This window comes from Actinomadura rubrisoli (assembly GCF_004349215.1).
GTDB lineage: Bacteria > Actinomycetota > Actinomycetes > Streptosporangiales > Streptosporangiaceae > Spirillospora > Spirillospora rubrisoli.
This window is the reverse complement of record NZ_SMKU01000481.1, coordinates 1-5,621: the sequence shown is the minus strand read 5'-3', so window position 1 is coordinate 5,621 and position 5,621 is coordinate 1. Positions and strand designations below refer to the sequence as shown.

The 5,621-nt window shown below is 72.4% G+C and carries 4 protein-coding genes; 2 read left to right on the top strand and 2 right to left on the bottom strand.

All coding sequences use genetic code 11. From position 1 onward, the window contains the following. Positions 1–115: 115 nt before the first annotated feature. Both pknB and E1298_RS43480 read left to right on the top strand, forming a co-directional pair. Entirely contained in the window at positions 116–2,044 is a 1,929-nt protein-coding gene (gene pknB / locus E1298_RS43485; RefSeq protein ID WP_131903234.1) for a Stk1 family PASTA domain-containing Ser/Thr kinase, read from the top strand. Positions 2,045–2,068: 24 nt separating this feature from the next. After that, positions 2,069–2,920: a deoxyribonuclease IV gene (locus tag E1298_RS43480; RefSeq protein ID WP_131903233.1), complete on the top strand. Its 852-nt coding sequence runs from the start codon at positions 2,069–2,071 to the stop codon at positions 2,918–2,920. 571 nt (positions 2,921–3,491) lie between these two features. Here the strand turns inward: E1298_RS43480 and E1298_RS43475 are convergent. Both E1298_RS43475 and E1298_RS43470 read right to left on the bottom strand, forming a co-directional pair. Then, a complete protein-coding gene (locus E1298_RS43475; RefSeq protein WP_131903235.1) occupies positions 3,492–5,201 on the bottom strand; it encodes a sodium:solute symporter family transporter in 1,710 nt (569 codons plus the stop codon). A 5-nt stretch (positions 5,202–5,206) separates the two neighbouring features. After that, positions 5,207–5,542: a hypothetical protein gene (locus E1298_RS43470; protein ID WP_131903232.1), complete on the bottom strand. Its 336-nt coding sequence runs from the start codon at positions 5,540–5,542 to the stop codon at positions 5,207–5,209. Positions 5,543–5,621 lie beyond the last annotated feature (79 nt).

The following is a 5,621-nucleotide window of genomic DNA, read 5'->3' as shown; positions in this document are numbered from 1 at the left end:
CCCCCGCGCCGGAGCGTCCCACCGCCGCCGCCCGCTGACCTCCGACCCGCGGCGCATCGATGCTCATACTCCCGGCTGATGAGATCCGCGCGATTCCCCCCTTAAACTCGCTCTGATGGACACGACGGTCGCTGATCCACTCGTCGGGCGGGTGCTCGACGGGCGCTACCGCATTGAGTCCCGGATCGCGCGGGGCGGCATGGCCACGGTGTACGTCGCGCGCGACATCAGGCTCGACCGCATCATCGCGATCAAGGTGATGCACGCCGCGCTGGCCGCCGACGAGGACTTCGTCGCCCGCTTCATCGGCGAGGCCAAGGCCGCCGCGGCGCTCTCCCACCCGAATGTCGTCGCCGTCTACGACCAGCGCACCGACGGCGAGCACGTCTTCCTGGTGATGGAGTACGTCGCGGGCCGCAACCTCCGCGACGTACTGAACGCGCTCGGACGGCTCGGCCCCCGCGCCGCACTGGAGATCATGCAGCCGGTGCTGGCCGCCCTCGGGGCCGCGCACCGCGCCGGGCTCGTGCACCGCGACGTCAAGCCCGAGAACGTCCTGATCACCGAGGACGGGCAGGCCAAGGTCGCCGACTTCGGCCTCGCCCGCGCCGAGTCCGCCGGCAAGATGACCAAGACCGGGCTGATCATCGGCACGGTCGGCTACCTGGCACCCGAGCAGGTCCTGTCCGGCAGCGCCGACGTCCGCTCCGACGTGTACGCGGCGGGCATCATGCTGTTCGAGCTGCTCACCGGCGAGCTGCCCCACCGCGCCGACACTGCCCTCGCCGTCGCCTACAAGCACGTCAACGAGGCCGTCCCGCCGCCGTCCAGCGCCGTCCCCGGACTGCCGCCCCAGGTCGACGCGCTGGTCACCGACGCGACGAGCCATGAGCCCGCCCGGCGGCCGAGCGACGCCAACCAGTTCCTCGCCGAGGTCGCCGAGGTCTACAACGGGCTCCCCCGCGACTTCGACCAGCGCCTTGAGGAGGCGTCCCACAACGCGACCGCCGTCCTCGAATCCACCCCGCCCGCCGCCACCCGGCACACCGCCGTCCTCGACGCCGAGACCAGGCCCGCCGAGTACGCGCCCCGCCCCACCAAGGCCGACCGGGCCATCGGCGCGCTCACCGGCCGCTACGTCCTGGTCGCCATCGGCGCTATCGCCGCGATGATCCTCGGCTGGGCCGTCTGGTACCAGACGTCCGGCCAGTACGACCACGTCCCCGAGCGGATCGTCGGCATGAAGGTCGCCGACGCCCGCGGCAAGCTCGAAGGCGGCGGTCTCGACGTCCGGGTGGCCAGGGCCGTCTACGACGACCGCGTCCGCAAGGGCCAGGTCGCCAAGTCCGACCCGCCCGGCGGCGCGCGCGTCGCCAAGGGGCAGACCGTCACGCTGACGCCGTCCAAGGGCCGCACGCCCAAGGAGGTGCCCGACGTCGAGGGCAAGTCCCTGGACGACGCCAAGGGGATCTTGCAAGACAAGGGCTTCACCATCGGCCGGACGAGCACCAACACCTCGCAGACCGTCGCCAAGGACAAGGTCATCGGCACCGACCCGCCCAGCGGCGAGCGACTCTCCCCCGACGAGCCGGTGAACGTCGTCCTCAGCAGCGGCATGTCCATGCCGGAGCTGGTCGGCGGCAACGGCGACTCCGCCGCCAACCGGCTGCGCTCCATGGGCCTGGAGGTCAACGTCGACAAGCGCAAGGTCGACGGCAAGCCGCCCAACACGGTCGTCAGCCAGAACCCGCCGCAGGGCACCGGCGTCTCCCGCGGCGACGAGGTCACCATCGTCGTCACCAAGCGCGACTGCGTCGTCGACGCCGGCCCTATCCAGATCGGCTGCGACGACGGGGGCGGCGGCGCCCAGAACATCCCCGTGCCGAACATGACGGGCCGCGACGTGGACGACGCCGTCGAGGCTCTGGAGGACTCCGGCTTCAAGGTCAACGTCACGGGCATCGGCGGCACCGTCCGCTTCCAGAACCCGAGCAGCGGCGAGGCCCCGCGCGGCTCCACCATCACGATCGTCCGGACCCCCTGACGCAGCGGCTAGGCTGAAACGCCTATGACCTCATCCAGCAGCCCCATCGGGGCGCACGTCCCGGTGGCCGGCGGCCTCGCCACGGGCGGGCTGAAGTACGCCGCCGAGATCGGCGCCGAGACGATCCAGGTGTTCGTCGCCAACCCGCGCGGCTGGGCGCTGCCCGAGGGCAAGCCCGCCGAAGACGAGAAGCTCCGCGCGCGCGCCGACGTCCCCGTCTACATCCACGCCCCGTACCTGGTCAACTTCGGCTCCCCCAGCGAGGAGACCCTCGCCAAGTCGATCGCGACCGTCCGCCACTCCCTGGTCCGCGGCCGCGCCATCGGCGCGCGGGGCGTCGTCGTCCACACCGGCTCCGCCGTCACCCAGACCTACGACGCGGCCATGACGCAGGTCCACGAGCACGTCCTGCCCCTCCTGGAGGAGATCCCCGAGGACGGCCCCGACCTGCTCCTCGAACCCATGTCCGGCCAGAACAACATGCTGTGCGCGAAGGTCCAGGACCTCGGCCCGTTCTTCGAGCGCCTGGAGCACCACCCCAAGCTCGGCGTCTGCTTCGACACCTGCCACGCGTTCTCCGCCGGCCACGACCTCACCGCCCCCGGCGGCGTCAAGGAGACCGTGGACGCCCTCATCGCCACCGTCGGCGAGGGCCGCCTCAAGCTCGTCCACGCCAACGACTCCAAGGACGCCTGCGCCTCCGCCAAGGACCGCCACGAGAACATCGGCGCCGGTCAGATCGGCGAACGCCCCTTCGCCGACCTCCTGCACCACCCCGCCGTGGCCGGCATCCCCTTCATCATCGAGACCCCGGGCCGCGCCCCCGAACCCCACGCCAAGGACATCACCACCCTCAAACGCCTCCGCGACGCCTAGGCGAGAGGGACGCGCTCCTCGGCTTCCCCGACCACCTGCGAGAGCTGATCGACGGCGCCACCGGACGCTGAACACGGGGCCCTGGAGTTGGTTCCGGACGTCCAGGGGGAGAAAAAGAGCTCGGACGCCGCTGAACAACCCCCCGACTGTTCAACGGCGCCCGAGCCACAGGTCACCGGATCCCACCCCCCCGGTACGGGATCCAGCGACTCACGATCCGGCGTTCGACTGGCGTCCGCCGGATCTCCGGATTTGCTGTTGTGGGAGGTCCGCGGTGGTGGGCGTGGGTTCCGCCCTCCGTCCGCCCGCCCCTCCGGTGGCGGTGTGGCGCTTGGTGCCACTGAGAACACTAGAGGTCTGGTGCCACCGATCGGGAGGCCGAAAACGCAACCCTCGATAAGCGGTACGTAGTCAGAGATGTGCGTAGTGTAGTCACGCGACGAGCGGTCGATCCGGCGCGGCGAACGGCCGGGCACGGGTGGACGGGAACGGTCCACAAGCGATGGGGAACGGTCGTCGATCATCAACGGGTATCACGTGCGGGCGAAGGATGTCCCGGTTCGTCCGGTGCTCAGTGGACGACGACGTCCTCGGGGAGGTGCAGGCGCTCCATCGCGCGGTCGGCGCGGCGCGGGACGCGGCGGCGGGTCAGTAGGGACGCGCCGACCATGACCCCGAAGGACACGGGCGCGATCACCAGGGCCGGATGCACGAGCAGGGCCGCGGGCCAGCCGCTCCAGGAGCCGTGGAACAGCCGCGCGACGCCCGCCGCCACGGCGAGCCCGCCGCCGACCAGGAGGCCGGCCCCGGCCCCGGCGGCGGTGAGCCCCCGCCACCAGATGCCGAGGACGAGCAGCGGGCACAGCGAGCAGGCCGACACGCACAGCGCCGTCGTCACCAGGCTCGCCGCGCCCTGCGGCCCGATCCTCGGGACGAGGACGAGCGGCGTCGCCAAGGCGAACACGACGCCGACGCGGAACGCGGCGATCCCGGTGCGGCGCCGGACGCACTGGGAGACCGTCCCGGCGATGGCCACGACGATCCCGCAGGAGGTGGAGATGAACGCGGCGAACGCCCCCGCCGCGATGAGGCCGGTCAGCAGCGCGCCGCCGAGGCCGGGCACCATCCGCTGCGGGAGCAGCAGGATGGTCGCGTCGAGGTCGCCGGTCATGAGCAGGTCGGGCGTGTAGAGCCGTCCGAGCGTCCCGTACAGGACGGGGAACACGTAGAACAGCGCCAGCATCCCCGGAACGATCGCGGCGGTGCGGCGGGCGGCGCTGCCGCAGGTGTTGGTGTAGAAGCGCATCAGGATGTGCGGCAGGCCCATCGTCCCCAAGAGGACGCCCAGGAGGGTCGAGTAGGTGCCGTAGAGGCCGTGTTCCTCGCCGCGTCCGAACGGCCTGGCCCAGGTGTCCCCCTCCTGGACCGGCAGGTGTTCGTAGTGCGGCACCGCCGCGCCGGCCGGGAACGTCACGTCCGCCTCCGGGCCGACCTCGTGCCGGCCGGGGGGCAGGGTGACGGACTCGCCGGCGCGCCGCACGCCGTCCACCGGCCCCCGGGCGGTCACCACCGTCGCGGCGCGGACGGTCACGACGAGGCCGGTGGGAGCGTGCACGCGCGTCTCCCGCCCGAAGCGCGGCAGCCGGTCGGCGGCGGGGTCGGAGCGGCCGTCCAGGTGCCAGAGGCTCAGCAGCGCCACGGCGGGCACCGCCACCGCGACCAGCTTCAGCCAGAACTGGACGGCCTGGACGCCGGTGATGCTGCGCATGCCGCCGGACCCGGCGAGGACGAGCGCCACCACGACCACGACGGCCCAGCCCGCCCACACCGGCGCGCCGGTCAGCACCCGCAGTGTGACGCCCGCGCCCTGGAACTGCGGCAGCAGGTAGAACCAGCCGATGAAGCAGACGCAGCAGGTGACGATCCGCCGCACGGCCGGGGAGCCGAGCCGCCACTCGGCGAAGTCGGAGATGGTGTAGGCGCCGGACCTGCGCAGCGGCGCGGTGACGAAGGCCAGCAGCAGCACGTACCCGGCGGCCGCGCCGATCGGCAACCACAGCATGTCGGCGCCGTAGGCGAGCACCAGCCCGGCGGTGCCGAGGTAGGCGGCGGCCGAGATGTACTCCCCGCTGATCGCCGAGGCGTTCCACCACGGGCTGACGCCCCGCGAGGCGACCAGGAAGTCGGACGTGGTCTGGGTGGTGCGGCGCCCGTAGAGGCCGAGGACGGTCGTCATGCCCAGCACCGCGACGAGCGCGGCGAGGGCGGCGGCCACGGCCATCGGGATCACGAAGGATCCGCCGCCCTGGGAAGGTCGCGTTCGAGCCGTTCGGCCCGCCGCAGATGTCGGAGGGCGGCGAGGACCCAGATCGGCTGTATACCGAGCGCCAGCAGCAGCCACGCCGGCGGAACACCGTGCACCCGCGCGCGCCCGAGCGCCGGGACGCCGTCCAGCAGCAGCGGCAGCCCCGCCACCACGACCATGACGATCGCACAGGTGGCGAGGGCCGTCCGCAATTGGGCACGGATCAGCGCCCGCGCCGCGTCGGCCCCCGGCCCGCCGAGGTCATCGCAGGCGTCCCGTCCCATGCGGCCGGACGAGCAGCGCGAGACATCCGGCAAAACCGAACACTCCGGACACGCCGCCTCAGCCGGCTCACACCCAGCAGGCCCGCCCCCACCCCACGGCACGACATCCACC

Coding starts and splice junctions, on each gene's coding strand:
- pknB (WP_131903234.1), top strand. CDS start 116: ATGGACACGACGGTCGCTGATCCACTCGTCGGGCGGGTGCTCGACGGG.
- E1298_RS43480 (WP_131903233.1), top strand. CDS start 2,069: ATGACCTCATCCAGCAGCCCCATCGGGGCGCACGTCCCGGTGGCCGGC.
- E1298_RS43475 (WP_131903235.1), bottom strand. CDS start 5,201: ATGGCCGTGGCCGCCGCCCTCGCCGCGCTCGTCGCGGTGCTGGGCATG.